General features: G+C 70.2%; 22 protein-coding genes and 4 pseudogenes. 12 read left to right on the top strand and 14 right to left on the bottom strand.

What is annotated here, in order from left to right:
• Positions 1 to 557: 557 nt before the first annotated feature.
• Complete coding sequence (locus JIX55_RS47805; RefSeq protein WP_257561626.1) at positions 558 to 1259, bottom strand: PE-PGRS family protein; 702 nt, start codon at positions 1257 to 1259, stop codon at positions 558 to 560.
• Positions 1260 to 1739: 480 nt separating this feature from the next.
• On the opposite strand from JIX55_RS47805, the gene JIX55_RS47800 reads away from it, so the two are divergent.
• On the top strand, positions 1740 to 2117 hold the full coding sequence (locus JIX55_RS47800) for an STAS domain-containing protein (protein WP_257561627.1): 378 nt from the start codon (positions 1740 to 1742) through the stop codon (positions 2115 to 2117).
• 537 nt (positions 2118 to 2654) lie between these two features.
• Here the strand turns inward: JIX55_RS47800 and JIX55_RS47795 are convergent.
• Entirely contained in the window at positions 2655 to 3347 is a 693-nt protein-coding gene (locus JIX55_RS47795; protein ID WP_257561628.1) for a response regulator, read from the bottom strand.
• 463 nt (positions 3348 to 3810) lie between these two features.
• Here JIX55_RS47795 and JIX55_RS51725 point away from each other — a divergent pair.
• Positions 3811 to 4089 (top strand): annotated as a pseudogene (locus JIX55_RS51725) (universal stress protein); the annotation flags it as partial.
• 592 nt (positions 4090 to 4681) lie between these two features.
• Complete coding sequence (locus JIX55_RS47790; RefSeq protein WP_257561629.1) at positions 4682 to 5704, top strand: DNA-directed RNA polymerase subunit alpha; 1023 nt, start codon at positions 4682 to 4684, stop codon at positions 5702 to 5704.
• Positions 5705 to 6199: 495 nt separating this feature from the next.
• Here the strand turns inward: JIX55_RS47790 and JIX55_RS47785 are convergent, their stop codons facing one another.
• Together JIX55_RS47785 and JIX55_RS47780 are read right to left on the bottom strand one after the other, a co-directional pair.
• Positions 6200 to 7186 (bottom strand): TIGR01777 family oxidoreductase, encoded by a 987-nt coding sequence (locus JIX55_RS47785; RefSeq protein ID WP_257561630.1) that lies wholly within the window; start codon positions 7184 to 7186, stop codon positions 6200 to 6202.
• Between the two features lie 492 nt (positions 7187 to 7678).
• Positions 7679 to 8206: a GNAT family N-acetyltransferase gene (locus JIX55_RS47780; RefSeq protein WP_257561631.1), complete on the bottom strand. Its 528-nt coding sequence runs from the start codon at positions 8204 to 8206 to the stop codon at positions 7679 to 7681.
• A gap of 435 nt (positions 8207 to 8641) precedes the next feature.
• Between JIX55_RS47780 and JIX55_RS47775 the strand changes: the two genes are divergently transcribed.
• The 7 genes and pseudogenes from JIX55_RS47775 to JIX55_RS47745 all read left to right on the top strand — a co-directional run bounded on the left by JIX55_RS47775 (position 8642) and on the right by JIX55_RS47745 (position 16927).
• A complete protein-coding gene (locus JIX55_RS47775) occupies positions 8642 to 9703 on the top strand; it encodes a glycoside hydrolase family 5 protein (protein WP_257561632.1) in 1062 nt (353 codons plus the stop codon).
• A gap of 261 nt (positions 9704 to 9964) precedes the next feature.
• Positions 9965 to 10732: pseudogene (locus JIX55_RS47770) on the top strand (AfsR/SARP family transcriptional regulator); the annotation flags it as partial.
• Positions 10733 to 11361: 629 nt separating this feature from the next.
• Entirely contained in the window at positions 11362 to 13170 is a 1809-nt protein-coding gene (locus JIX55_RS47765; RefSeq protein WP_306820141.1) for a tetratricopeptide repeat protein, read from the top strand.
• Positions 13171 to 13330: 160 nt separating this feature from the next.
• Entirely contained in the window at positions 13331 to 14032 is a 702-nt protein-coding gene (locus tag JIX55_RS47760) for a CHAP domain-containing protein (protein WP_257561633.1), read from the top strand.
• Positions 14033 to 14142: 110 nt separating this feature from the next.
• Positions 14143 to 14820 carry a M15 family metallopeptidase gene (locus JIX55_RS47755; RefSeq protein WP_257561634.1) on the top strand — a complete coding sequence of 226 codons (678 nt, stop codon included), beginning with the start codon at positions 14143 to 14145 and terminating at the stop codon, positions 14818 to 14820.
• Positions 14821 to 15011: 191 nt separating this feature from the next.
• A complete protein-coding gene (locus tag JIX55_RS47750; RefSeq protein ID WP_257561635.1) occupies positions 15012 to 15731 on the top strand; it encodes a DinB family protein in 720 nt (239 codons plus the stop codon).
• A 377-nt stretch (positions 15732 to 16108) separates the two neighbouring features.
• A complete protein-coding gene (locus tag JIX55_RS47745) occupies positions 16109 to 16927 on the top strand; it encodes an SAM-dependent methyltransferase (protein ID WP_257561636.1) in 819 nt (272 codons plus the stop codon).
• Between the two features lie 42 nt (positions 16928 to 16969).
• On the opposite strand, the gene JIX55_RS47740 is transcribed toward JIX55_RS47745, so the two are convergent.
• The 6 genes from JIX55_RS47740 to JIX55_RS47715 form a co-directional block, all read right to left on the bottom strand.
• Positions 16970 to 18010, bottom strand: coding sequence for an endonuclease/exonuclease/phosphatase family protein (locus tag JIX55_RS47740; protein WP_257561637.1), 1041 nt, complete (start codon positions 18008 to 18010; stop codon positions 16970 to 16972).
• 157 nt (positions 18011 to 18167) lie between these two features.
• Positions 18168 to 19355 carry an amidohydrolase gene (locus JIX55_RS47735; protein ID WP_257561638.1) on the bottom strand — a complete coding sequence of 396 codons (1188 nt, stop codon included), beginning with the start codon at positions 19353 to 19355 and terminating at the stop codon, positions 18168 to 18170.
• A gap of 221 nt (positions 19356 to 19576) precedes the next feature.
• Entirely contained in the window at positions 19577 to 20125 is a 549-nt protein-coding gene (locus JIX55_RS47730) for an HAD domain-containing protein (protein ID WP_257561639.1), read from the bottom strand.
• A gap of 96 nt (positions 20126 to 20221) precedes the next feature.
• Positions 20222 to 20443 carry a helix-turn-helix domain-containing protein gene (locus tag JIX55_RS47725; RefSeq protein ID WP_257561640.1) on the bottom strand — a complete coding sequence of 74 codons (222 nt, stop codon included), beginning with the start codon at positions 20441 to 20443 and terminating at the stop codon, positions 20222 to 20224.
• Complete coding sequence (locus tag JIX55_RS47720) at positions 20443 to 20940, bottom strand: DUF2975 domain-containing protein (protein WP_257561641.1); 498 nt, start codon at positions 20938 to 20940, stop codon at positions 20443 to 20445. Before JIX55_RS47720 ends, JIX55_RS47725 begins: the two co-directional genes overlap by 1 nt.
• 142 nt (positions 20941 to 21082) lie before the next feature.
• Positions 21083 to 21787, bottom strand: coding sequence for a haloacid dehalogenase type II (locus tag JIX55_RS47715; protein ID WP_257569198.1), 705 nt, complete (start codon positions 21785 to 21787; stop codon positions 21083 to 21085).
• A 231-nt stretch (positions 21788 to 22018) separates the two neighbouring features.
• On the opposite strand from JIX55_RS47715, the gene JIX55_RS47710 reads away from it, so the two are divergent.
• Entirely contained in the window at positions 22019 to 22477 is a 459-nt protein-coding gene (locus tag JIX55_RS47710; RefSeq protein WP_257561642.1) for a nuclear transport factor 2 family protein, read from the top strand.
• Positions 22478 to 22909: 432 nt separating this feature from the next.
• Here the strand turns inward: JIX55_RS47710 and JIX55_RS47705 are convergent, their stop codons facing one another.
• The gene (locus tag JIX55_RS47705) at positions 22910 to 23626 is read right to left on the bottom strand and encodes a polysaccharide deacetylase family protein (protein WP_257561643.1); all 717 of its coding nucleotides are present in this window, start codon (positions 23624 to 23626) and stop codon (positions 22910 to 22912) included.
• 319 nt (positions 23627 to 23945) lie between these two features.
• Here JIX55_RS47705 and JIX55_RS51720 point away from each other — a divergent pair.
• Positions 23946 to 24043: pseudogene (locus JIX55_RS51720) on the top strand (electron transfer flavoprotein subunit beta); the annotation flags it as partial.
• A 66-nt stretch (positions 24044 to 24109) separates the two neighbouring features.
• Here JIX55_RS51720 and tnpA read toward each other — a convergent pair.
• The 3 genes and pseudogenes from tnpA to JIX55_RS47690 form a co-directional block, all read right to left on the bottom strand.
• Positions 24110 to 24437 (bottom strand): annotated as a pseudogene (gene tnpA, locus JIX55_RS47700) (IS200/IS605 family transposase); the annotation flags it as partial.
• A 127-nt stretch (positions 24438 to 24564) separates the two neighbouring features.
• A complete protein-coding gene (locus JIX55_RS47695; RefSeq protein ID WP_257561644.1) occupies positions 24565 to 25233 on the bottom strand; it encodes a GntR family transcriptional regulator in 669 nt (222 codons plus the stop codon).
• Positions 25234 to 25328: 95 nt separating this feature from the next.
• Positions 25329 to 25832, bottom strand: a complete 504-nt coding sequence (locus tag JIX55_RS47690; protein ID WP_257561645.1) for a flavin reductase family protein — start codon at positions 25830 to 25832, stop codon at positions 25329 to 25331.

Below are 25832 nucleotides of genomic sequence, written 5' to 3'. Positions count from 1 at the left end.
CCGTCCCTCAGTCGTCCGAAATGCCGAACAATGCTCGTGAATTCGGACGGACGGTAGATTCGAAGCGCTTCCGAGTCAACGGTTCACACAGGCATTCGCACAACGGGCCGGCCGGTGGCGGCCGTCCGCCGGGGTGGCCGAGAATCGCAACGGCCTGGAGGCCATGGGTGAGTACCTGAGCGAGATGGCCTGACCGTGCCGACTGTCCTCGTGGCGGGTATCGACCACACGTCAACCCCGATCCCGCATGGGGGCGCGAACAACTCTTGCCTCCGCGTGATCCGGCGGCGAGGGCCACATGGTTCTCGATGAACGCATGTGGCCGCATCGGAGCGACGTCCGGACATGCGTCAGCCGCGGGCGATGGACTCAGCCCTTTCAGGGTTGATCGCGCGAACCCTTCAGGCGGCCGGTCTGGACAGGGTGCTACCTGCCTTGGCGCGCGTGGCCTCGACCGCTTCCCACCGCTCGGTGCTGGGGTTCGCGAGTGCGGCCGGGAGTCTGCATCCGGGGTGCCTTCCGCGGCATGACCGACGCCCGGTCGTTTGACGGCGTGATCAGCGCACCAGCGCCGCTGCCACCATGGGCGGCAGCACGTCGCACAGGTCCGTGACCCGGACATGGCCGGCGTGGCGCTCGGTGAACTCCGCGACGGAGACGTCCAGGGAGCCGAAGGACTCCTCGAACACGCGGCGCGCGTGCGGGGTGCGGTCCAGCGCCCAGGCCGCCGTCGCCCTGGAGGTCCGCAGGAAGCGGCCGGGCTCAGGTCCGACGACGAACAACTCGGCGCGTCGGCCCGTGCGGTCGGCGGCGAGCATGACCAGGTCCTTGAACGTCTGCCGCTTGCGCATGGCGTCCGCGCCACGCCACCGCGCCAGTTTGAACTCCGCCACGCGCCGGTCCGTCTCCAGGTCGAACGGCCGGTGCGGGTCGTTGCCGGCGGCCAGCGAAGGACGTACGGCGATCTCCTCCCCGTCCTCCAGGAGATGCGGCAGCGCCAGCACGATCCCGGCCGCGTGGATAAGGTCGTTCAGCCGGCCGAGGCTCTCACGCACCGTCAGCGCAGCCACCATCAGATCGGGACCGATACCCCGGGCGGCGGCCATGTCACCGACCTCCCTCGCGGGCCTTCCCACCAGGTCCCGCTCCAGAGAAGCGATGGCCGCGGTCAACGGCTCGGCCCCCAGGAAGCCCGCCAACAGCGCGACGGCCTCACCCAGTTGAGGAGCATCCATGCCATCGACCGCTTCGTCTGTCATGAACGGCATTGTGCCCGGTGACACTTCGGCAGCCAGGACCAGGTCGGCCTTCGTAAGGGGCCGATCTGGACTGCTGCACACACCAGTGCCGCTTCTGCGGGCGCAGTGAGACGGCCTGGTAGGGAAGAACACGGACCGCGGGGCGTATGGCCACCGAAATGAGACGGCGCAGCGGTGACGGGCTCTGCATGTGAACTGCGGCCGTCCCGACCACGGCAGCAGCCCGGGCCGGCGCCGCAGAGGCTCTGCAACAAACGTTCGCCATGGCCAGCCGCATCGGGTACTTTCGACTGCGGCAGCCCCAGAAGTCGCCGCGTATCAGGGCGAGTTGGCGCAGCCGTGAAGACCACAAGCTCGGCAGGAAATAGCTCCGCGCCCGTCACAGCAGCATCGTTGTGACGCGAGTGGTTGTGTGCCGACTGGAAGCAGCCGGGCCCCGGAGGCGGTTTCCTCGGCGAGAGGACGGAGCAACCGCAAATCATGAGCAGCCGCCCCTTCCCGTTCGCCCTCCACCACCGCACCGTGGACGGGACGATGGTCCTGGAACTCCACGGCGAAGTGGACCTATGGGCGCAGCGAGAGCTTTTCCCCCGCGTAGCGGAGCTGCTCGGTCGCCCATCCCCCGACGTCGTCGTCGATCTACGTCCGGTGATCTTCCTCGACGCCGGCGGACTGCGCCTGCTCGTGCAGATCAAGGACCATGTCGCACTCCGGGACGGCAGCCTGCGACTCGTGCGCGGCACGCCAGCGGCGTGGCGGGCAGTGCAGATCACGCGCCTGGACCACGTCTTCACCGTGGTGAACGACCTGCCCGGTGCCGCGGCAGACCGTTCACCGGGAAGGGCCCTGCCGACGTGAGCAGCCCCGCGGCCGAAGTGCTCATCGAGCACCTTCACCATGGGCGCCACGCAGTTGGTGGTGCACGAGGCGTTGGAGACCACGTGGTCGCTCTCCGGGACATACCACGTCCACGCCGAGGTCCGCCCAGTCCAACTCGGCCGGGACAGTAGCTGTTTCAGATCCAGTGGTCTGTGACGCTCTGTGACTGATGGGCCGGTCGGTGGAGCTGGTCCGGTAGGCGTGAGCCGCGTGGGCGTCTCCACGGCCAGCACCGCCCGCGTCGTGTACGAGGCGATCCGCAGGGGTGCGGCGGCAGGGGAAAATAGTTCATGGCGATGTGCAAGAAATGCGGTGTGCGAAAGCGCCGTTGGCCCCGTTCCTGCTCTCGGTGCCGTTCGGAGTGTCTGCCCACGCGCCCGGTCATGTCCGTCGTCCTGCGATCAGTGCCGCCCGGCGGTGTCCGGGGTGCGCTGCCGGCCTGGTGGCCGGGGAGGGGAGCCGGCTCGGGCCGCTTGGGGGTCAGATGAGGGACGTCCGGCCCTGCGTCGCGGACGCTCAGTGTCCTTCGTGCCGGAGCCGGTCCTGAGCCTGCGTGGCGATGACCGCGGCCTGGATGCGCCGCTCCACGCCGAGTTTGGCGAGCAGGCGGGAGATGTGGTTCTTGACCGTCTTCTCCGCGAGGTAGAGGCGCTGGCCGATCTGCCGGTTGGTCAGGCCCTCGCCGACCAGGGCGAGGATCTCCCGCTCCCGGGCGGTGAGTCCTGGCAGGGCGTCCGGCTCCTCCTGCGGCTGCTGGTCCTGGCGCAGCCGGGCCATCACCTTGGCGGTGGCGCTCGGGTCGAGCAGGGACTGGCCGGCGGCCACCGTGCGGACCGCCGAGACCAGGTCCGAGCCCTGGATCTGCTTCAGCACGTACCCGGATGCGCCGGCCATGATCGAGTCGAGCAGGGCCTCCTCGTCATCGAACGAGGTCAGCATCAGGCAGGACAGTTCCGGCACGCGTGAACGCAGCTCGCGGCAGACGGTCACGCCGTCGCCGTCGGGCAGGCGCACATCGAGCACGGCCACCTGCGGGCGCAGCGCGGGAACACGCGCCAGGGCCTGCTCGACGGTGCCTGCCTCGCCGATCACGGTGATGTCCGGCTCGTCGTTCAGCAGGTCGTGCACCCCGCGCCGTACCACCTCGTGGTCGTCCAGCAGGAAGACCCGGATCGGGTTGTCGGTACCGGGTCGCTCGCTGTCCGCCATCGACGGCTCCTGTCCTGTGTCATCTGTCTCCGGAACCGGAAACCGCCAGATGGGCGGGACCGGTCCTTCCCCGTCGCAGATCCTGCGCGATTCCGGGCCTAACGGCCAGGGCCGAACGGCCCTTTTCGCTCTGTCGTTCCCGCATTCCCACGCGCGTACCGGTTTTGACCGCCTGCCCGGCGCCGGCCAGTGGACACCGAGAAGTCCGGGCGGGCCTGACCATGAGGACCATGCCGTGCGAGTCGGAACCATCGGCCCCTGGAACCGCGCCCGCGTGGCCGTGAGGCCCGGGACGAGGGTCGGCCCCCATCGTCCGCGGCCCGCTGGTCCCGTATCCGAAGGTCTCTTCCATGATCCGCCCCATCACCGTCGCTCCGGACGGTTCCCCGAGAGCCCGGCCGCCGCCGACTGATCCACCCGTGAGGCGCTGCGTCGTGCCGTGCCGTGTCGCTGAATCGGGTGCATGCCGGGATCTGGCAGCCGCACGACGTGCCCATCATCCAGGACCTGGACCTCCTCGCTGGGGGAGCATTTTGCGGGAGCCGAGGAAGAACTGCGCGGCAGGCATCCGGAACTGACGGAACTGACGGCCAGCACCGAACAAATCTCCGACACCACAGCCGAGGTGCTGCTGGGCCAGGCGGAGAGGGCCCAGGTCCTGGTGCCGGGCTCCAGCGGTCACGGCACCACCGCCGGGTTCCTGCTCGGCTCCGTCGGGCACCAGGTGCTCGCCCGTGCGAACAGCCCGGTTGCGCGGGGGTCGGTGGTGCAGGGGCCGCAAGTCCCCGACCGGGGCCAATGGGCCCTGCGGGCGGTGGCACGGCGTGGACCAACGGCCCGCCGCCCTGCTCGGCTCCTCCCGCCTGCTCTGCGTCGGCCCGGAGTCGACGACCCCGCGGTGTCCGTGACGCAGGAGATCCTCGCACGGCCACGAGGAGTTCGCCCGGGACGACTCGCACGGCTCGTAGACGGCGACGGAACGACCGTCGACGTGCGCTCGATGGGGTTCTCCGAGGGGACGCGCGTATCGGCCAAGCACGGCGCCGTGAGCGGTGCGCAGCGCCCCTGCCATACTGTTCCGACCAACGCCATGTCGCGACATCGCCCGTCCTTGGCAGCGTGTGTCTGTTGTCCGCCTGACCGTTCTGCTCGCCCCAGAGCTGGACGCGGGCAAGCAGAAACAGCCGTGGGACTGCGGGCGGAAGGGAAACCCGAAGCCTCCTTGCCGGGGTGGAGTCGGGTGGCTCGGCCTCTTCGGAGGCCGTATCGCCCGTACCCTTCATGGTGTCTATGGCGTCACGTAGCAGGCGCCGAACCACTGGAGGCAACACCTCGTGCTGATTGCTCAGCGTCCATCCCTGACCGAAGAGGTCGTCGACGAGTTCCGCTCCCGGTTCGTGATCGAGCCGCTGGAGCCGGGCTTCGGTTACACCCTCGGCAACTCCCTGCGTCGTACGCTCCTCTCCTCGATCCCGGGTGCGGCGGTCACGTCCATCCGTGTCGACGGTGTCCTGCACGAGTTCACCACCGTGCCGGGCGTCAAGGAGGACGTCACCGACCTGATCCTCAACATCAAGCAGCTGGTCGTCTCCTCGGAGCACGACGAGCCGGTCGTGATGTACCTGCGCAAGCAGGGTCCGGGTCTGGTCACCGCCGCCGACATCGCGCCCCCGGCCGGTGTCGAGGTGCACAACCCCGACCTCGTCCTCGCCACGCTCAACGGCAAGGGCAAGCTGGAAATGGAACTGACGGTCGAGCGTGGCCGCGGTTACGTCTCCGCCGTGCAGAACAAGCAGGTGGGCCAGGAGATCGGCCGTATCCCGGTCGACTCCATCTACTCGCCGGTTCTGAAGGTCACGTACAAGGTCGAGGCGACCCGTGTCGAGCAGCGCACCGACTTCGACAAGCTGATCGTCGACGTCGAGACCAAGCAGGCGATGCGTCCCCGTGACGCCATGGCCTCCGCCGGTAAGACCCTGGTCGAGCTGTTCGGTCTCGCCCGCGAGCTGAACATCGACGCCGAGGGCATCGACATGGGCCCGTCCCCCACGGACGCCGCGCTCGCCGCCGACCTGGTACTGCCGATCGAGGAGCTCGACCTCACCGTCCGGTCGTACAACTGCCTCAAGCGTGAGGGTGTCCACTCCGTGGGTGAGCTGGTCGCCCGCTCCGAGGCCGACCTGCTCGACATCCGCAACTTCGGTGCGAAGTCGATCGACGAGGTCAAGGCGAAGCTGGCCGACATGGGCCTGGCCCTCAAGGACAGCCCTCCCGGATTCAATCCGACCGCCGCCGCTGACAGCTTCGGTGCGGGCAATGACGCGGACGCGGGCTTTGTGGAGACCGAGCAGTACTGAACGCAGCCGAACCCGATCAACTGAGCCGTGTCCCGCTCGATGACGGCGAACCCGTACTCAATCCGCGGAGCTTCCGTTGCAGAGGCGATGGATCACACCGTGATCTGCTCGACCTGCTCCGGAGTGCGGGTTCGAACGGCAGTTGCTCGGTGACCTCGGGGCTGCCGCAGATGGCGTGGACCGCGCGTTGCGCGCGCGGTCCGTGTCAGCAAAAGTGATGATCTCGGTGTGGGGCATGGGGATCTTCCCGATGAACAGTGGTCGGTGCGGCCGTCGTGGTGCCGACTCTGTAGTCCGGGACCGCACCGGCCCCTTGCGGTCATTGCTGGAAAATCCGCCTTCGGCGGCGGCGCCATCTTCTTCCGTGCCGTGATGGGCCGGCGACAGGCGCCTTGGCGCGGGAGGTCGTCGGGGAGCTGTTCACCACAGGGGGTATCCGGCCGACAGGTTGGCTGTGTCGGTTTCTGTGGACTCTGGTCCACTTATCGTGGTCGTCTACAGGGCATGGCTGTTCGATTCACGGGTCCGACGTGATGCCGGGCGGGCTGGCCTGGCCTGCTGTGCGAGGGATGTAGCGGCTTTCTGCCACTCGGGATGCTCGAAGGTGAACCCGGCCGTGCGCAGCCGGCCCGGCACCACCCGGCGGCTCTTGAGCAGCAGTTCGGTGTCCGAGCGCAGCGCGAGCGCCCCAAGCTCGGCCATCCAGCGCGTCGCCGGCAGGCCCACCGGGACGCCCCAGGCCGTGCGCAGCGCCCGCATGAAGTCGCGGTGCGGAAGGGGGGCGGGTGAGGCGAGGTTCACCGGTCCCTCAAGGTCGTCCCGGGCGATCAGGAACTCCACCGCTCGCACGAAGTCCTCGGCGTGGATCCAGGAGACGTACTGGCCGCCGCCGGCCACCGGACCGCCCAGCCCGCATCGCGTCAGCCGCGACAGCATGTCGAAGACACCGCCCCGATCCGGGCTCATGACCATCGCCGCGCGCAGCGCCACCTTGCGGGTGGCGGGAGTCGGCGCCTGGGCCTGCGCCCGTTCCCAGTTCTGCGCGATGGCAACGCTGTACGCCCAGTAGTCCGGCACCCCGGTCTCCGAGCCGCCGATCACCCCGCTCGCCTCGTCGTGTGCCGCGTCGAAGCGGTGGGCGTAGATGGTCGCCGTACTCATCTGCAGCCAGACGCGCGGTGGCCGCGCGGCGCCGGCGATCGCCTCGCCGACCACCCGCGCCGAATCCACCCGGGAGTCCATCATGGCCCGCATGTTCTCGGCGGTGTAACGGCAGGAAACACTGCGCCCGGCCAGGTTGATCACGACATCGCAGCCGTCGATCGCCGCGCCCCAGCGGCCCGGCGTGGCCCCGTCCCAGCCGATGTCGTGCGCCCGCACCGGACGCCGGGTCAGCACCGTCACCTCATGGCCCGCCGCCGTCAACGCACGGTCGAGAATCGTGCCCACCTGTCCGGTTCCCCCGGGCAGCACTACCTTCATCGAACCCCCTCGGCTTCACTCGGAACCAGGGTAACCCTTCTTTTTGAACACGTTCAACTAGAGAATCCGACAGACGTCAGGATGAGGCGGCCGACACGGACGGGCCGACCGGCACCCCTTCCCCACAGGCCCGTGAGACTCGGTCACACCAACAGGACGCGTTCGCGGGAAAGTTCGAACCCCGCACCTGGCGAACATGTGGCGCTTCCTCAAGCATCTTGATCCGATTGCCATGGCCTTCCACGACGCCCGGGCTCCAAGGCCGTGCCAGACGGGCGATGACTGCGTGGAAGTCGCGTTCGAGGTGCGCCGGGCGAACCGCTGGAGGCCGCCCGCCTCGCGGCCCCGACCGCCACGAAGCCGGGGCCGCGCCAGTGACGCCGAGGGACCCGCGCACGCCTGGTGTGCGGGCAAGCACGGACTCCTCGCGCGGGGCGCCCCACTCCGAGCATGCCCACCTGCCCGAGCCGAGCAGGCGTCACGGCCGGTGGATCAGTGCGGGTGTCGCCCGACGCTTCGGCGCCATCGGATCTCGCCCTCGTGCCACTCGTCGGTGGGCGTGAGCCCGGCGGAGGTGGCGACGGCAGCGGATGCCTGGTGTTCGGGGTGGATGTGGGCGATGACAGTCCGCACCGGCAGTCGGCCGAGCCAGTCGACGAGCGCTCGGGACGCTTCCGTGGCAACGCCCCTTCCCTGCCACGCGGTCCCCACCACCCAGGCGATCTCGGCAACGGGCTCGTGGCCGTCGGAGCTGATCGTCGCCTGGACCGTGCCCGTCAGACAGGCTTCGTCACGGAGCCGGATCACCCAGTTCAGCCAGGAGACGAACGGGTCGGGAGAGCCTGCGGTCATGCGCCGGTAGCGCGAGCGCAGAGCTTGCGGCGTGTCCGGGGCGCCGCCGATGAAGGTGTGCAGGGCTGGATCGGACAGCACCGCGGCCATCTCCTCGGCGTGCTCGACGCGAAGGGGCAGCAGGTCCAGGCGCGTGGTCCTGATGGTCTGGGCGTTGAGGGTGCTCATGCCGCTACCCCCGCGGGGCGCTCGACGGGGCAGCCGTGTTCGAAGCGGACTCCGGCCCGCGCGAGGGCGACGAGATGAGGCGTGTTCAGGGGCCGTCGGCGGGACCGGGCGGACTCCACCAGTCTGACGACCATGGCGATACCTACACTCCTGGTGCCCCTCGTTCGCGGCCGGGCCGTGACCCCCGTCGACTCGCTTGGACGCGTGGTCCGCAGGGGACAGTCGGGCGTAGCGGCGGGAGCCGGCGTGCCTGTCCGGAGTCGGCGCGTCAGCCGGGGCAGTCTTGCCAGTCTTGTCATGGCCCTTGCAAAGGTCCGTACCAACTGCTAATTCCCTTTCTGTTAGGAAAGTTTCCTACCAGTCAGTCGCATAGTCAGTCCACTGACCCGATCGAGAATCGTCGATTCTCGTCACAGACCGTCAGGAGTTCCCCCCATGAGACCGGCACGATCCGTTCTGCTCGTCGCCGCGCTGCTCCTTCTCGGCCTTGTCCTGATCCCAGGAACCGCACAGGCCGGTCCCGCGGCCCCCGCTCCCCTCCCGGCGGCCATGGCCCCCTCGGCGGCCACACCGGTCGCCGCCAACGGACAACTCGTGGTCTGCGGCACCAAGCTCTGCAACCAGCAAGGAAAAACGATCCAGCTCCGAGGTATGAGCACCCACGGTCTGCAGTGGTACAGCCAGTGCGTCAGCAACGGCTCGCTCAACGCGCTCGCCACCGACTGGAAGGCGGACGTACTGCGCATCTCCATGTACGTCCAGGAGGGTGGCTACGAGACCGATCCGCGCCGCTTCACCGACCTGGTTCACTCCGCCATCGAGCAGGCCACGGCCCGCGGCATGTACGCCATCGTCGACTGGCACATGCTCGACCCCGGCGACCCGCACCAGAACCTCGCCCGCGCCAAGACCTTCTTCTCCGAGATCGCCCAGCGCCACCGTGACAAGAACAACCTGCTGTACGAGATCGCGAACGAGCCCAGCGGGGTGAGCTGGTCCCGTATCAAGAGCTACGCCGAGCAACTCATCCCCGTCATCAGGGCCAAGGACCCCAACACCCCGATCCTGGTCGGCACCCGCGCATGGTCCTCGCTCGGTGTCTCGGAGGGCTCGAACGAGTCCGAGGTGGTCAACAACCAGGTGAACGCGGCCAACATCATGTACACGTTCCACTTCTACGCGTACTCGCACCGGGACGAGTATCTCCAGACCCTCGCCCGCGCGGCCGACCGCATACCCGTCTTCGTCACCGAGTTCGGCACCCAGAACTACTCGGGTGAGGGCGCGAACGACTTCACCATGTCGCAGCGCTATCTCGATCTGCTGGCAGCCAAGAAGATCAGCTGGGTCAACTGGAACTTCTCCGACGACGAACGCACCGGCGCCGTGTTCAAGCCGGGGACCTGCGCCGGCAACGGTCCGTGGACCGGTACGTCCTCCCTCAAGCCCGCGGGTGTCTGGATCCGCGACCGCATCAGGACGACGGACGACTTCTGACCGGGGACGCTGGATACGACGGGAGCGGCTCCCGGCACCCCAGGGCCCGCTCCCGTCGCCGCCCGCCCTGACCGGCGTACGCGTCTGGGCGGCCGTCACCGCGCGGGCGTGGCGACGTCGGCGCTGTGCAGGACCACGCCCGCGACGCTTCACCACCGAGTTCCGTGAGGGCGGGATTCGGTCGCCCCGACGACAGCGGACCTCGTCGGCCATGGCTTCGCCGGTGCCGAGCGGAAGACGAAGTACGCTTCCGCGGTCCGCATGTTCTCCGTGACCCGTGATATTCCGGATGCGTACGATGCCGAGTTGGTCCAATTTGGCATGCACGCGAAATGGGCGCGCGGAAACGGGGACGCTGTGACCTTGGAATACCGTCTGCTCGGCCCGGTCGAGGTCTGGTGCGGTGGCCGCCGTCTGTCGCTGGGCGGGCCCAAACCCCGTGCTCTGCTGGCCACGCTGCTGCTGCGGCCCGGGCGGGTGGTGTCCGCCGGTGCGCTGATCGACACGGTCTGGGGCGACGAACCGCCGGACTCGGCACGCGCGTTGATCCAGACGTATGTCTCCGGGCTGCGGCGCGCGCTGCCGGCCGAAGCCGACGGGATCAAGACCCGTCCGCCCGGCTATCTGCTGCGCGTGGACGGCGAACGCGACCGGATCGACCTCGGGGATTTCGAGCGCCTCACGGCGGCGGCGCGGGACCGGGCGGCCTCCGGCGACCACCAGGGCGCCTCCCTGCTCTTCCGCGACGCGCTGGAACTGTGGCGCGGCTCGGCCCTCGGCGGGGTCGGTGAGGCGCTGCGCGTCGAAGCCGAGCGGTTGGAGGAGGCGCGGCAGGCAGCCCTGGAGGACCGTATCTCCGCCGACCTCGCCGTACCGGGCCATGAGCAGAACCTGGTCGGTGAGCTGAGAGGCCTGGTCGGCACCCACCCCACCCGGGAGCGGCTGCGCGGGCACCTGATGCTCGCCCTCTACCGGCTGGGCCGACAGGCCGACGCCCTCACGGTGTACGCGGAGGGCCGTGCCGTTCTCGCCGACGAGCTGGGCATCGATCCGGGCCCGGCGTTGCGGCGGCTGCACGAGGCGATTCTGCGGTCGGACCCGGAGCTGATGCCGACCACCGCCACGGACAGGAAGGAACCGCCCCCGCACCCGCTCGCCCTCCACCCTCCGGTTTCCTCCCACCGGCCGGCCGCCGCCGAAGCCGCGGACGACGTCCGGGGCGGGGCGCGGCCTCAGCCTGAGCCCCTCCTCCGCGCCGCCCTCCTCCCGCCCGCCATCGGTGACTTCACCGGCCGGGAGAAGCCACTGGCCGAGGTGGCCGCCTTGTTGACCGCTCCGCGTGAGGCGATGCCGGTCGCGGTCGTGTCCGGGCCCGGCGGCGTCGGGAAGTCCGCGTTCGCCGTGCAGGTCGCGCACCGCGTCGCCGCCGACTACCCCGACGGCCAGCTCTACGCCGAACTGCACGGCTTCAGCGATCCGGTGCCGCCCGCCGAGGTGCTGGCACGGCTGCTGCGCGCGCTGGGCGCCGAGCCGCCCGACGGTCTCGCCGAACGCGGCGACCTGTTCCGCAGTCTGCTCGCGCGGCGCCGCGTACTGCTGGTCCTCGACGACGCGGGCAGTGAGGCGCAGGTGCGGCCGCTGCTGCCGGGGAGCGCGAGCTGCGGTGTGCTATCACGTCCCGCGCCCGGCTGGCGGGCCTCGACGGCGCCTCCCGCACCGGACTCGATGTACTGGACGACGAGTTGGGGATCGAACTCCTCGCCCGGATCGCCGGCGACGGGGATGTCCGGCGCGACCCCGAGGCGGCGCGCCGGATCGTCGCCCTGTGCGGCGGTCTGCCGCTGGCCCTGCGCATCGCCGGGGCCCGCCTCGCGACCCGCCGCCACTGGACGCCGCGCATGCTCGCCGACCGCCTCGCCGACGAACGCCGCCGTCTCGACGAACTCACCGTCGGCGACCTGGAGGTACGCACCGGGCTGGGCCTCAGTTACGACGCGCTCGACGCCCTCGGCCGCACCGCCCTGCGGCGCCTCGGGCTGCTCGGCGCGCCCGATGTGGCCGCCTGGACGGTGGCCGCGCTGCTGGATCTGCCGCAGACGCAGGGCACCGAGGACGCCGAAGACGTCGTGGAGCGACTCATCGACGCGCAGCTGCTCCACTTCACCGGCATCGACCGCGCCGGGCAGCCGCGCTTCGGACTGCACGACCTGGTCCGGGTGTACGCGGCCGAGCGCGCCGAGGCGGAGGAACCGCGCGCCGAGCGTGCCGCCACCCTCGGCCGGGCGCTCGGCGGCTGGCTGTGGCTCACCGCCCGGGCGACCGCCGCCGGACCCTCCGGGGAGGTGGTGCTCCAGAACCCGCGCACCCTGTGGCCGGTCGGCGACCGGGCCGCCGGCCAGGTGCTGGCCGACCCGACCGGATGGTTCGAGGCGGAGGCCGGCGCGATCGCCGCCGCCGTCGAGCGTGCCGCCGCCATGGACCTGCACGCGCTCGCCCGCGAGGCCGCCGTCACCCTGTGCTCGTCCGCCTACATCGTCAACAACCGCTTCGACTCGTGGTCACGCACCCACGAAGCCGCGTTGGCCGCCGTACGCCGCGCCGAGGACCGCACCGGGGAGGCCCTGCTGCTCATCGGCCTCGGCCAACTCCGTTACGAGCAGGACAACTTCACCGAATCCATGACCCACTACCAGCAGGCGGTCGGCCTGTGCGCCGAGCTCGGTGACGCGCGGGGACACGCGGCGGCCCTCGCGGGCCTGGGCAGCACCTACCGGGAACAGGGCCGGTTGCAGGACGCCGCGCGCGAACTGACCCGCGCCATCGACGACTTCAGACGGCTCGACGACGCTGCGGGGCTGGGCCTCGCCTGTCGTTTCGCCGGGTCCGTCCACCTCGAACTCGGTGAGTACGCCACCGCCCGTGTCCTCCTCGACGAGTCCCTGGCCGCCTACCGTCGTCTCGGCAGCCGGCGCGGCGAGGCGCTCGCCCTGCGGACGTACGGGTTGCTGCACCGCGCGCTCGGCGAGTACGAGGCGGCCGAGGAACTGTCCGGCCGGTCCCTGGCGATTCTCCAGGAGTTCGGCGACCGCCTGATGAGCGCGTACGCGGCACAGGCCCGGGCGAAGGCACGCCTGAGGCTGGGACGCACCCGGGAAGCGGCGGCGGACCTGGCCGGTCTGCTCGACGTGTGCCGGACGTACGACGACCGGTGGGGCGAGGCCCTGGTACGACGCACTCTCGGCGAATGCGCCCTCGCCGAGGGTCAGTTGACCGACGCAGAGACCCACCTCACCGCGTCCGTCACCCTCTGGGAGACCCTGCGGCTCCCCCTTCCCCGGGCCCGCACTCTGCGCACCCTCGCGGAACTACGGGACCGCCTCGGCGACGAGCGGGGGGCTGCCGCCCTGCGGGCCGAGGCGGGCGAGGTGTTCACCGCGTACGAGGCACACGAGGCGCGGGAGTCGTAAAGGGCCAGGCAGAGGTCCTTCAAGGGTGGCAGCGGGAACGTCGAGAGGACCTGAAGGGAAGTTGTAGCGGGCCCCGCGAAGCTTCTTGGTGTCGGAGGGGAACGGGAACAGACCGAACTCCCCCGGCACCAACGGGGATTCAACGGGGAAAGGACTTCCGATGCCCAGCATCACCAAGCCCAGCACAGCCAAGGTGCCCGCACGGCGCGCCGCCACCCTCCTGCTGATCTCGGCCCTCGCGGGCGGAGCACTGACCGCGGAGGCGGCTTCGGCCGCGCCCGTGTCACCGCAGTCGGCCTCCGTGTCCGCGGCGGTCTCGCTCCAGACTGCCATCAAGAGCAAGGCGCAGCAGCAGGTGGGACTGTCGCCGCGCAACCGTGAGATGGCCGGCAACTGCAACTACTACAGCGCTGTCGCCACCGCCCCGAAGAGCGGCTCGGTCGGCAAGTGCAAGAAGGTCGGCGGGTTGCAGTGGCGCTACAACAACTGGTGCGCCGACTTCGTCCGCTACGTCTGGAAGAACGCCGGCGCCCGGACGAAGGGCACCGACGCCTTCGCCGGCTCCTTCTACCGGGCCCGCAACTCCATCGGCACGTGGCACGCGCGGGGTTCCTACACCCCGAAGATCGGTGACGCGGTCCTCTACGACTGGGACGGCGGCTCACCGAGCCTCGGGACCAACGGCTGGGACGTCGACCACATCGGCATCGTCATCGGCTACAACCCCAAGACCAAGGCGCTGACGACCATCGAGGGCAACACCACCAAGAGCGGCAACGGCGGCACCGAGGGTGTCTACAAGCGCACCCGGCACAACACCAAGGCCGGTGACGTCGTCGGCTACGTGACGCCCAGGAAGTAGCGAGCGGCGAGCAACGAGAGCCAGGCACCACGGGGGAGCCCCCGGGACCGGTCACCCGACCGGCTCCGGGGGCATCGTGGTGCGGTCGCACCACCTCCCACAGGACTGAGATGTCAGAGATCATCCGCATGAACGACCCCCGATCGGCCGGTATCCCGGTCCGCGACTGCCGCGAACCCCTCGTGGATCTGCGGGAGTTGTCGTTCCTGCGCGTCGACACCCGGCTGGCCGACCCGGCGGGCGCCTACGCCCTCCTGCGTGAGGGCGTGGCGTGGCGGCTGGCCCGCGCCGCCCGGCTGCTGCCCGAGGGGCTGCGCCTGCTGGTCACGGAGGGCTACCGCCCGCTCGTCCTGCAGCAGCGGTACTTCGACGCGTACGAGGCCGAGTTGCGCGCGTCCCACCCCGACTGGCCGGAGCCGTATCTGCGCACCCGGACGAGCCGTTCCCTGTCCCCGCCGGAGATCGGCCCGCATGTCGCGGGCGCCGCGGTCGACCTGACCCTGTGCACCGCCTCCGGCACCGAACTGGACCTGGGCACCCCGGTGAACGCCGGCCCGGAGGAGAGCGACGGCGCCTGCTACACGGATGCCCCGGGCCTCGCCGCCACCGCCCGTCGCAACCGCCGTACCCTGTCCGCCGCCCTCAGCACGGCCGGCCTCACCAACTACCCCACGGAGTGGTGGCACTGGTCCTACGGCGACCGCTACTGGGCCCTCGCCACCGGAGCCGCGGCGGCCCGGTACGGCCCCGCAGACGTGTACGCCCGGCATCATCGGCCCCCGGAATGATGCTCGACCCCCCGACCGGGACCTGAGCGAACTCGCCGCCACACCGCCTGAACGGTGCGGGTGGGGCCGCACCGCTTCGTGGCGAGGAAATCGGTCGCGCCCCGGGAGGTGAGCCGCTAGCTTCCGCTGAGCGCAGCGAGCTACGACAGGCGAGATGCGAGATGCGAGATGCGACCGAGAGGGGAGCCGGCATGGAGATCGAGGGTGTGCGGACGGACCGTTTGGGCTTGCTGCTCGAGCAGTTCGACAAGGCCAGGGAGATGGCCGGGGTACGGCTGGCGGGGCTCGGCGACGAGGAGTACCTGTGGGAGCCGGTACCGGGTTGCTGGTCGCTCCGGCGCCGGGGCGAAGCGGTGACACCCAGGGCGTTCGGGCCGGGCGAGTGGGTGCTCGACCTGGGCGCGCCGGACATCCCTGCGAGCGAGTACGCCGAAGTCGCCCGTCAGGCCGCCGGCGGCATGTCCGTCGCCAAGATCGCCGATGACTGGAGTGTGAGTGTCGAGCGGGTCGAGGAGGTCCTCGCCCACACCGGTGAGCCGGAGCCCGACGAGACGCCGATCACGACCATCGCGTGGCGGCTGGGGCATCTGCATCTCCAGTTCGCCGGCGCATGGGAGTGGACCTTCGGCGAACGGCGGCGGGATCCGAAGCTGATGGTCGACTTCTCCCCCTCCGCCGCCTTGACGCTGGAGCGGTTCTGGGCGTCGGTCGACCGCTGGCGCGACAGCGTCGGAGCCGTCACCGACGAACAACTCGACACGGTCGGCTTCTCTCGGTACCCGTACAGCAACGACGCCGACAATCCGTACATCGCCGTGCTCTCGGGGGACAACCTCGAATTCATCCACCACATGGCCGAGATCGCGCTGCTCCGCGACCTGTGGCACGCCCGCTCCACCGCTGCCGGGTAGGCCCGGCTACGCGACGGCGGCCCTCGTCTGCGGAGAGGCCGGTGGCGAGCTGACGCCGGAACAGCTCGCTGCCACCGCCCGGGCGGTGGGGCCGCGCTTCCCAGCGGCCACGGCGTCGTCCCCGGCCCCGGGCGGCAGCGATCGCCCCCACGGTGTCGCCGACGGTCGGCAGGGTCCGGACCGCTGATCCTTTACTCCTGGGCCCGCCCGGACCGGGGCCTTCGCCGTATCCCGGGTGAGGGCGAAGCGGCGAGAGGAGCCTGCCCGGGCAGGGCGTCGCGCGCGGGCCGAGTCCGTCAACTGGCTGCGGTGGCCAAGCAGTTGTGCCTACGTTGAGCAGCGTCATGATGCGAACCGACCGAAGGAGACCACACGGCATGTCCGACCCCTCGCCCCACGACGAAGGTGTCGCACGCATCACCCGGCTCCGGACGGATGTCTCTCATTCCGCCAGGATCTGGAACTACTGGCTGGGAGGGAAGGACCACTACGAGGTCGACGAGAAGGTAGGGGATCAGATCCTGTCCTTCGTGCCCGAACTTCCCCGCTCGGCCGTCGCCGACCGCCGTTTCCTGGCTCGCGCCGTCCGTTTCCTGGCCGCCGAGGCGGGCATCCGCCAGTTCCTGGACATAGGGACCGGTCTGCCCAGCGCGGACAACACCCACGAGGTCGCCCAGCGCGTCGACCCGTCCTGTCGGATCGTCTACGTCGACAACGACCCCATTGTCCTGACGCACGCTCACGCCCTGCTCACCAGCACACCCGAGGGGGCCACCGGCTACATCGAGGCCGACCTGCACGACCCCGAGGCGGTCCTGCGGGGCGCCGCGGCCACGCTCGACTTCGAGAAGCCGGTCGCGATCACCATGCTGGGCGTCCTCAACTTCATCATGGACACCGACGAGGCGGTCACCATCGTGCGCCGTCTCCTGGACGCCGTCCCCTCCGGCAGTCACCTCGTCATCTCCCACCCCACCACCGAGGTCGACGGTGAGGCGATGGCCGCGGCGGTCGACTACTGGAACGGCCAGGGGTCGGCCCCGATGACGCTGCGCAGCCGCGCCGACCTCGCCCGTCTCTTCGACGGCGTCGAACTACTTCCGCCGGGCCTCGTCTCCTGCTCCCGCTGGCGCCCCGAGGACACGGACGAGGACGTCGAGGTCACCCACTTCGGGGGCGTCGGAAGGAAGCGGTGATCATCCGCCGCAGGCGGGCAGGGCCGGTGTGTTCGCTGCCCGCTACGCGTCGGTCGTACCGGTGCGGGGCAGCAGTGCCAGTGCGGCGACGACAGCCCGGTGGTCGGTGCCCGGTACGGTCCGTTCGGCGACGGAGACGCCTGCCAGGCCGGAGCCGTGCAGGACGTGGTCGATCTGGATCAGCGGCGGTACGAGGGGCTTGCCCGCAGGCCAGGTTCGCGCCCCTCCGCGGCCGAGTTCGGCGTGGATGTCCGTGAGACCCGCCGCGAGCAGCTCGCGCATCGGCGCGTGGTCGAGGGAGGCGTTGAAGTCTCCCAGGAAGACGGTGTCCGGTCCGCTGTTCCGGGCGACGGAGGCGAGGGCGGTCATGTCCCGTGTCCAGCGCTCCGCGTCACCGAGCGGGTAGTACGTGTGGACGGCCACCAGCCGTACGGTCCGGTCGCCGACCGTCACCTCCGCGGTGGTCTGCGGCCAGGCCGTGTCGGCGTCCAGGGGGCCGCCGTGGGTCAGGGGGATCCTCGAATAGATCGAGGTGTCGTACTCGGGGTGGAGTTCCTGGTGGGGCAGCAGCCTGTCCAGACCGGCGTCGGCGAGCGCGCCGACGCCGGCGGACGGCAGTTCCTGCACGGCCAGTACGTCGATCCGTTCCGTCCGGACCAGCCGCACCAGCGCTCGGGGGTCCGCATCGCCGACGTGGGCGTTGACCGTGGCCACCCGCAACTCGGCTGCCTGCGCCGGGACATGCCGCTGGTCCGGCAGAAACCGGGGTACCAGTAGGGCGACTTGAGCCGCCGCGAGAAGCCCGACCGCTGCCACCGCCCAGCGCGAGCGCAGAGCGGGAACGGCGAGCACGGCGACCAGCGACAGCACGCTGAGCACCGTGCCGTAGGGGAAGAGCACCACGGGAACGGCGAGCGGTGTTCCCGCGTCCAGCCCGGTCAGCCGTACGACGAGCAGGGCGGTCGGCACGGCGAGAAGGACGCCGCAGCCCAGCAGCCCCCACGTCCGTCCGCGTCGGCCGCCCTTGCCGTTCGCCCGTCGCCCCGCCGGGGGCGCGGGAGTGCCGACGGCCGTGTCCGTCATCGGTCCTCCAGTCGAAAGGTACGCGCGGCGATCATCCGCAGCTCCCGAGAGGGGACGTCAGGAGAGGTGCGTACGGTTGCGGGGGCCCGGCCGTTCCTCCGGGCTCGCAGCCGGTGGACGAACAAGAGCAGGGAGGCGGGCGCGGGTATGGCGTCGATCAGTGCCCGGTGGCGGGGCGGCCGTGCGCACTCCAGGCCCGTTCCCGCAGGTCCGCGTCGCGCAAGACGTCGATCGCCGTGCATGCCAGCGCCTCCGTGACCGCAGGGAGCACGCGGCGGGCCCGGGCGGAGACCGCGGCCGCGGCGAACTCGGGTGTGTGGTCGGAGCCGTCCTCGTCCATGATCGCGACGAAGGGGTGGATGGCCGGAACGCGGGCGCTGACGTTGCCGATGTCGGACGATCCGAGGTACACGCCGTGAGCGGGCGGGGTCGAACGGACACCCGCGCGGTCCAGGTGGGCGGCGAAGCGCTCGGACAGCGTCCCGCTGTCCCGGAAGTGCTCGTAACGGATCGTGGCCCGCTCGACGGCGACGGTCGTGCCGGTCGCCTGAGCCACGCCCGCGGCACATGTGGCCAGGCGTCCGGCAAGGTCGTCCAGTGCCTCGGTGGTGGCCGCGCGCAGCCCGAACCGTCCCTCCGCGTACTCGGGGACGATGTTCGTGGCCTCTCCTCCGTGGGTGATGATGCCCTGGATGTGGGAGGCCTCCGGCAGCCGACGGCCGAGCGCGGCCAGCACGTTGAACAGCTCGACGAGGGCCGCGAGCGCGTCGATGCCCTCGGTGGGGTTGCCCGTGGGGTGGGCGGCGCGCCCGTGGAAGGCGACCCGGTACTGCTCCTGCGCCGTCAGCGGGGCACGCGCCCAGTCGTACACGCCCGGATGGAACATGAGCGCGGCGTCGATGTCGTCGAAGACGCCCGCCTCCACCTCCAGTGCCTTGCCCCCGCCTCCCTCCTCGGCCGGGGTACCCACGGCCAGCACCGATCCGGCGCTCCCGTCCAGCGCCGTACGGGCGGCGAGCGCGGCGCCCAGACCCGCGGCGGCGATCAGGTTGTGGCCGCAGGCGTGGCCCAGCCCCGGCAGGGCGTCGTACTCCAGCAGCAGCGCCACCGCGGGCCGCTCCGTACCCGAGCGCGCCACGAAGGCCGTCGGCATCCCCGCCACGCCCGCACGCACATCGAAACCGGCCCGGCGCAGCTCGCCCGTCAGCAGCGCCGCCGCCCGCCGCTCGGCGAACGCGTACTCCGGATCGGCGTGCAGCGCCGACGCGACCTGCCACAACGCCTCGGCGCGGTCGGCGACCTCTTCGCGGACCCGCCGGTACAGGGCGTCGGAGATACCGGACACGTGGCCTCCCAGGCGTGCTGCGGACCTGTCTTCCTCGGCTCCGGGTTTCACCGAAGGGGCGACCGACACCATCCGGGAGGGCGGAGGACGGAGGACGGACGGCAGGCGATTCACCTCGACGACTTCGAGCGCACTGGCGAACTCCTCGGCTGGCTCACCGCCAGGGCCGGGGATGTCCACCGACGTCCGGACGGCGGCGTCGAGCTGGGCTGGACCCGGTTCTACGAGGAGGGCCGGCCCGAGCCGCTGGTGGTGCGGGACGGTGTGGTGAGCCGGCCGTCGTAGCCGAGCCAGTCATGGAGTACGGCGAAGTCCGCTTCGGTGAGGCCGGTCTCGGAATCGACGCGGTGGAGGAGGGCCGGCCCTCGATGATGCGCCGACACCCAGGCGCGGTCGGGATCGGTGATCTCGTCGTCGACCCAGATGAACGGGCGTCCGGCGGCCGCCTGGAGGAGGGCTTTGGTCTTCCAGTGCAGGACGCCCGTCACGTCCTCCTCCGGCAGGGCCGCCACCGGGAGCGCCGGCAGCCCGAGCAGCGGAGCGATCACCTCGTTGGCGTCCTCCATCCATGCGGTGGCCCACACCAGATCGCAGGGCAACCGCAGCAGACGCGCACCGTGAGCGAGGTCGATCTTCGCCAGCTGGGGATTCGACGTCTCCTGCCAACCGTCCCAGCCCTCATGGGCCGCCGGAAGCCGCGCGCCTCCATAGGGCAGGAGCGTTCCGTCGACATCGAGGAAGAGCAGCGGCCGCTCCGCATCATCCGTCATGTCCGCACGCTATCGGCTCCCCCTCGGACAAGCAGCCGCGTTGTTCAGACGCGGCAGTGTCAGCCGCTCGACCGTCGGCAGACCGGGCCGCCGGTGTCATCCGTCCTCGGAGCCGCCGGTCTCCCAGCGCAGCAGGTCTCCCGGCTGGCATTCGAGCACTTCGCAGAGCGCGGCGAGGGTCGTGAAGCGGACCGCCTTGGCGCGGCCGTTCTTGAGGACCGCCAGGTTGGCGGGCGTGATCCCGACCCGTTCCGCGAGTTCGCCCACGGACATCTTCCTCTTGGCGAGCATCACGTCTATGTCGACGGCGATCGGCATCAGATCACCTCGGCCAGCTCGGCCCGCATCTGCGTCGCCTCGATGTCGCGCGTGACGGCCTGGGCGAGCAGCATCCGCAGGACGAGCACGATGAGCGCCATCCCCAGGACGGCCAGGGTGACCCCGCCCAGCAGAAGCACGATGCCCGGTGGCACGGCCTCGCCGGGTGCCAGGACCACGCCGAGCGTGAACACCAGGGCTGCGGCCGCCACCATCGCCCCGATCACGCCGTGCACGTACCGGAAGGCGGCGTGCGAGAACACCGTGTCACGCCGGACCATCGTCACCAGCCGCCACACACAGACCAGGACGACCTGGACCGTCACCACTCCCAGGACCACGATCACGAGCACCGGTGTGCGCAGATGCGCCGCGTCCCGGCCGAGATCATCCAGGTCCACGGCCAGCAGCGGCACCATCACCGTCTGCACGAACACCGAACCGACGAACAACAAGACGACCACGGCCCGCAGCGCCAGCACCGTCAGCTTCCCCACCACATCCTCCTCCGACCGATCAGCGATAGAAATCTATCGAAAATCGATAGCTCAGGCAAGGGGAGACCGTGGGACCGGATACCGGAGGAGGCAACCAAAGCCGCTCCCAGCCGACAGCGAGATGAGAAGCGAGCAGCAGTGATCAGTCGGACGAACCTCGGGCGCGGCCGAGCTGGTCGGCCAGGTCGCTCAGGTCGGCGGCGTGCAGGTCGAAGCGGTCCGTGGCGGTGGGCGGGTCGCCGCCGGGGCGGGCCACGTAGGCGGTGCGCAGGCCGAGGCGCTGTGCGCCGCGCAGGTCCCAGGCGTGGGCGGCGACCAGCAGCAGTCGCTCCGGCGGCCGGCCGGAGACGGTGACGGCGAGTTGGTAGACCGCCGGGTCCGGCTTGTAGGTCCGGACGTCTTCGGCGGACAGGGCCTGATGCCAGCGCAGTCCCGCATGGGCGTTGAGTCCCAGCAGCGCCGTCCGGCTCGCACTGGAGAGCCCGATCAACGGGAACGCTTCGGCGAGGCGGGCGAGCCCCGCCACGGTGTCGGGCCACGGCGGAAGCCGACGACCCGACAGGGCCAACGCCGCCACGGCGGTCGGGTCGTCGACTCCGGCATCCTCGGCGACGAACTGGGCGGCTTCCAGGTCGAGTTCGTCGCTGGGGACGTAGGGCCGTACACCGTCGAGGATCCGTCGTTGTTCGCGGCCGATGTACCGCTGCCACAGCGACAACAGCCGCTCGGTCGCCGGATCACCTGGCGACGGGGCGAGTTCGCGAATCCCGGCCCGCAGACCGGCGGGTTCATCGACCAGGGTGCCGAGCACATCGAGCACTACGGCATCGATCTCCAACTCCGACACGACAAAGGCCTCCAGGGCGAAGCGACGGCGGGACAAGCTGGGGAAGAGCGGGGACCGACTGCTGTGCGAACGCAGGCGGAAGGCACCCTGATTCCCGTTCCCGCACGAGAAGCGGACGCTCCAGGCAACCCATTACCCCTGGGGTAATCGACCGGCTCTCCCCTGACCGGCAGGATCGAGCACATCGAAGAGAACCCGCCACGATCCGGCCGCAGTCGCGAGGAGAGCCTCATGTCCGTCACGTCCACTGTCCGCACGATGAGTTCAGCCGCCGCCGCGAGCACCGTCACCGAGGCCACCCGGGCCGCCGTGCAGGAGTACCTCGCCGCCCGGGTGGCCGGGGACATCGGCCGGCTCGTTGCGCTGTTCGCCGACGAGGTCGACTGGCTGCTCGCCGAGAACCCCGGCGTGCCGTGGATCCGCCCGCGATCCACCGGCGTCGAATGTGCGGCGCAACTCACGGAGTTGATGGAGTACACCGTGCCCGAGGAGGCGCGCGCGTCGGTCGACACCCTCCTCGTCGACGGCACCGACGCCGTCCTGATGGGGCACTTGTCGGGGACGGTACGCGCGACGGGGAAGTCCTTCGAAGGGCCGTTCGCGCTGCGCCTCACCGTGGAGGACGGCCGCATCACTCGACACCACCTCTATGAGAACAGCCTGTCGATCGCCATGGCCTGCGCCCCGTGAGGGCGCGGGCGGCGGTCCCTGGCCGCCACCGCCGAGTTGGAGCTCCGCCGGCTTCGCCACGGAGTCCGATCGCCAGGCCTCTGCGGATGCCTACTCGCTGGCGGGTTTCATGCTGATCACGTCGTTGCCGGCCCGGAGAGCGACGACGGACAGTTCCGCGCCGGGTGCCGGACGCTCATCGACGGCAGTCGGCGGCTGGGCTTCGTCAACGACCTTGCCGAGGACATCCCGGAAGGGCGCCAGGGCATCCCGGCAAAGCCGTTGAAGCGCTTCTCCGTCACGGTGGACGGCCTCGCAGAGGAAGCCGTGAGTCGGCGCGCGTAGGAGAGTTGGCGGAGCATCAGATCGAGTGGACGTCCCCCGCCAGCCGGGCGGGCCTGGCAGGTTCCGCCGTTTCAGGTGCTTGCCGCGCACACGTGGCGACGGCCCCGGTCACGGCCGGTAGGCGGCGCGGTTGTGGTAAGTGACCTTCCCGGTGGGCAGCTTGCTCGGAGCGAAGAGCTGGTCGACGGTCACGAAGTGGAAGCCTCGTGCCTTGAGGGCCTTGATGATGCCTGGCACCGCGTCGACCGTCGTCTTGTGAATGTCGTGCAGGAGGACGATGTCCCCGGGCTTGGTCTCCGCATTGACGGTCTTGATGATCCGGGCGCTGTCGCGGTGCTTCCAGTCGAGGGTATCGACGCTCCAGTGCACCAGCGGTCGCCCGGCAGCCGTGCGGACAGCCGCGTTGTGGGCGCCGTAGGGGGCGCGGAAGGTGGTTGGCTTCGTGCCGGTCGCCTGCTTGATCACCGTGTCCGTACGGGAGAGCTGCGACTTGATCTTCGCGGTGCTGAGCTTGGTCAGGTTGGCGTGGTCCCAGCTGTGGTTGCCTATCTGATGGCCGGCGAGCGCCGCGGCACGCACCGTTGACGGGTTCTTCTGGACGTTCGTGCCGACAACGTAGAAGGTCGCTCTGACGTTCCGGTCGTTCAGGATGCGCAACAGCCGCTGGGTGTCGGCGACCGGCCCGTCGTCGAAGGTGAGGGCGACGCACTTCACCTTGCGGCAGTCGACGGCCAGGGGTGCGGCGGAGGCGTACGTGGCGGTACCGGCCAGCGTGGTGCCGCAAAGGGCGGCGGTGATGGCCGAGGTGACGAGGCGTCGGTGCATCGAGTCCTCCAGGAGCAGTGAACTTCCCTTGCAGGTAGTGGACTTCCTGTAAGACGCACTCGACGTGCGCTTGGATGTACGTGCGTTCGGCGCTCCCCGTACGGTCTCGGGAATCCAGTCACCTCGGACGGCCTCGGCGACCGCGCCACGAACCTCTTGATCGTGCGCGTGAGTTCCGTGGCCATCTCGGACTTCGCGGTTCCGGGCGGGCCCAGCACCCGATCTCCGCGTTGGTCCGTGTTGGTCCGTCCTTGGGCGACGAGCCGTGCGACCTCGGCTTCCCTGTCGGTCAGTGGTTCCGTCGGGCTCGGTTGGTGTCGCCTGGACGGTCGTCGACTCCGCGGCCGTGCGCCCGGCGCGTACCGCCGGCACGATCGTCAAGGGCGAGACGAGGGCGGCAAGCAGCTCGCTGAATGATTCCGGCCGCGACCGCCGGGTTCACGTGGGTGAAGACACGCACCCTCGCCGGGCCCGCCTCCCCGATCAGATCAGGAGCACAGCGAAGACCAAGGCCGTGCAGACCACACGGAGACCGGTCGGCGACGCCGGCGCCGACGGGTCAAAAGGAGGCGCGCAGGAAGCGGGCGGTGCGCCGCCGCAGGACGCCACGCAGTAGGACGGGGACCAGGACACCGGTCCCCGTCCCGATCCGGTTGAGCCGGCCGGTGTACTGCGCGTGCAGGTAGCGGAAGCTGACGCCTTTGAGGCTGTTGACGAGCTTGGACAGGGCGGTCTTCGGCGGGTGGTGGACGAGCAGGTGGACGTGATCGCCGTCGCCGTTGAACCCCCGCAGCTCTGCGCCAAAGCTCTCCCGGTTCCCGTCCGTCCCCCACATCCCCGCCACAGCCACCACAGCGCCACAGACGGCACCGGCACCGGCACCGGCACCGGCACCGGCACCGGCGGCAGCGCAATGAACAGGCCGGCCGGGCCCGGTATCAGGAACCGGCCATGCCGAACCCCTCGTGCGAACCGCCGATGGGCAGCCCCGCCAGCAGCGCGCGCCGGCTTGCCCTGACGTGCTCACGCATCACGTGCTCGGCGCTGTCACCGTCCTTCTCCAGGATCAGCTCCAGGACGAGGTGATGCTCGCGGTCCGACTGCAGGGCACGGCCCGGCTGGCTCAGCGACGTGTTCACCAGCCGGGGGTAGGCCAGCTGATTCATCAGCATCCGGTAGTGGGCCTCCAACTTGCTGTTGTCGGCACCGGCTATGAGCAGGTCGTGGAACTCCTGGACCAACTCGGCGTACCGCTCACGGTCGTCCCGCTCGACCGCCGCGTCGGCCTCGCGCAGGTTCCGCTCGAGCATGTCGATCTCCTCGACACGACCGCGCCGGGCGAGGAGGCGGGCGGCCGCGCCCTCGAGGAGTTCCTTCATCTCGAAGAGTTCCGTGATCTCGCGGCGGGAGGGGGTGGTGACGAACGTCCCGACGCGGGGCCGGATTTCGACCAGCCCTTCGGTCTGCAACTGCTTGAGGGCTTCGCGTACCGGCGTACGGCTGACGCCGAACTCCTCCGCGAGGGCGAACTCCGAGAGCGGAGCCCCGGGCACGATGTCTCCCTTGATGATCCGCCGGCGCATCTCGGCGATCACCCTGGCCTGCATCGACCCTCCCCCGGCCTCCGGCCTGGGGGACCCCCACTTCGGTTCGCTCTTTGCGCGATTCACCGAACCCTCCTCCGTCCCCAGCCGCCCGCCGGTCATCCCAGCGGCGCGAGCGCGCCGCCGTCGAAGAACTTACCCGCGCTGTAGACCATCGGATGGTTCGCGGCGACCGCGGCGTGCACCACGCGGCAGATGAACACGGTGTGGGTGCTGGCCTGCAGCCGCTCGCGGATCTCGACCTCCATCTGCGCGCTGCTCCGAGCGATCAGCGGGCTGCCGAACGGGCCGCTCTCCCATTCCACGTCCTTGAACTTGTCATCGGCCTTGCTCGCGAACGTACCGACGACGTCGAGTTGGTCCGTGGACAGGATGTTGATCGCGAGGTGGCCCGCACGGAACAGACAGTCGTGGGTGGACGAGGTGCGCTGGACGCACACCATCACGGTGGCGGGGTCGAGCGAGATGCTCGAGAACGCGTTGACGGCCAGCCCTCTGGGGGTCTCTCCGTCCATCGCGGTCACGACCGTGACACCGGTGACGAACTGCCGGTTGACCTGCTTCATCACATCGAGGTCGGGCTTCGAGGCAAGCGGGGCCAT

The organism is Streptomyces sp. DSM 40750, from assembly GCF_024612035.1.
In the GTDB taxonomy this organism is placed as follows: Bacteria; Actinomycetota; Actinomycetes; order Streptomycetales; family Streptomycetaceae; genus Streptomyces.
The sequence above is the reverse complement of the archived record's forward strand: the minus strand, read 5'-3'. Positions and strand labels throughout refer to the sequence as shown.

Bases quoted from the DNA above. Each gene is read 5' to 3' on its own strand.
- JIX55_RS47805 (WP_257561626.1), bottom strand. From the start codon at position 1,259: ATGACAGACGAAGCGGTCGATGGCATGGATGCTCCTCAACTGGGTGAG.
- JIX55_RS47800 (WP_257561627.1), top strand. From the start codon at position 1,740: ATGAGCAGCCGCCCCTTCCCGTTCGCCCTCCACCACCGCACCGTGGAC.
- JIX55_RS47795 (WP_257561628.1), bottom strand. From the start codon at position 3,347: ATGGCGGACAGCGAGCGACCCGGTACCGACAACCCGATCCGGGTCTTC.
- JIX55_RS47785 (WP_257561630.1), bottom strand. From the start codon at position 7,186: ATGAAGGTAGTGCTGCCCGGGGGAACCGGACAGGTGGGCACGATTCTC.
- JIX55_RS47780 (WP_257561631.1), bottom strand. From the start codon at position 8,206: ATGAGCACCCTCAACGCCCAGACCATCAGGACCACGCGCCTGGACCTG.
- JIX55_RS47775 (WP_257561632.1), top strand. From the start codon at position 8,642: ATGAGACCGGCACGATCCGTTCTGCTCGTCGCCGCGCTGCTCCTTCTC.
- JIX55_RS47760 (WP_257561633.1), top strand. From the start codon at position 13,331: ATGCCCAGCATCACCAAGCCCAGCACAGCCAAGGTGCCCGCACGGCGC.
- JIX55_RS47755 (WP_257561634.1), top strand. From the start codon at position 14,143: ATGTCAGAGATCATCCGCATGAACGACCCCCGATCGGCCGGTATCCCG.
- JIX55_RS47750 (WP_257561635.1), top strand. From the start codon at position 15,012: ATGGAGATCGAGGGTGTGCGGACGGACCGTTTGGGCTTGCTGCTCGAG.
- JIX55_RS47745 (WP_257561636.1), top strand. From the start codon at position 16,109: ATGTCCGACCCCTCGCCCCACGACGAAGGTGTCGCACGCATCACCCGG.
- JIX55_RS47740 (WP_257561637.1), bottom strand. From the start codon at position 18,010: ATGACGGACACGGCCGTCGGCACTCCCGCGCCCCCGGCGGGGCGACGG.
- JIX55_RS47730 (WP_257561639.1), bottom strand. From the start codon at position 20,125: ATGACGGATGATGCGGAGCGGCCGCTGCTCTTCCTCGATGTCGACGGA.
- JIX55_RS47725 (WP_257561640.1), bottom strand. From the start codon at position 20,443: ATGCCGATCGCCGTCGACATAGACGTGATGCTCGCCAAGAGGAAGATG.
- JIX55_RS47710 (WP_257561642.1), top strand. From the start codon at position 22,019: ATGTCCGTCACGTCCACTGTCCGCACGATGAGTTCAGCCGCCGCCGCG.
- JIX55_RS47705 (WP_257561643.1), bottom strand. From the start codon at position 23,626: ATGCACCGACGCCTCGTCACCTCGGCCATCACCGCCGCCCTTTGCGGC.
- JIX55_RS47695 (WP_257561644.1), bottom strand. From the start codon at position 25,233: ATGCAGGCCAGGGTGATCGCCGAGATGCGCCGGCGGATCATCAAGGGA.
- JIX55_RS47690 (WP_257561645.1), bottom strand. From the start codon at position 25,832: ATGGCCCCGCTTGCCTCGAAGCCCGACCTCGATGTGATGAAGCAGGTC.